Origin of the sequence: Xanthobacter autotrophicus (genome assembly GCF_030015065.1) — a bacterium.
Taxonomy (GTDB): Bacteria; Pseudomonadota; Alphaproteobacteria; order Rhizobiales; family Xanthobacteraceae; genus Xanthobacter; species Xanthobacter autotrophicus_D.
Genome location: NZ_JAIVFN010000510.1, coordinates 1 through 407 on the forward strand (window position 1 = coordinate 1; position 407 = coordinate 407).

General features: G+C 68.6%; 1 protein-coding gene. It reads right to left on the bottom strand.

Translation table 11 applies throughout. The features are described 5' to 3' along the window. Window positions 1-407, bottom strand: a 407-nt coding sequence (locus K9U40_RS24270) for a TRAP transporter large permease subunit (RefSeq protein WP_282892597.1), incomplete at both ends; no start/stop codon positions are given.

The window sequence follows — 407 nt, forward strand, 5'->3', positions numbered from 1 at the left end:
CACCGAGGCCGTGAGCAGCGCCGAGCGCGCCGCGATGTGCGGCAGCGCCTTCCACTCCAGCGTGCGGTAGATCCACTTGCCGCACACCAGCGCGTAGAACACCGCCACCACCGAGGCTTCGGTGGGCGTGAAGATGCCGAAGCGGATGCCGACCAGGATCAGCACCACCAGCATCAGCGCGGGGATGGCGCGGATGCTGTTGGAGAGCATCTCGCGGCCCGTGGGGCGCGGCTCGCGCGAGCGGTAGTCGCGCTGCACGCACACGCGCCAGTTGACGATCGCCATCGCCAGCGCGATGAGAAGGCCCGGTGCGAAGCCCGCGATGAAGAGCCCGCCCACCGAGACCTGCTCGTCCTGCAGCGCGTAGATGATCATGATGATCGAGGGCGGGATGATCGGCCCGACGA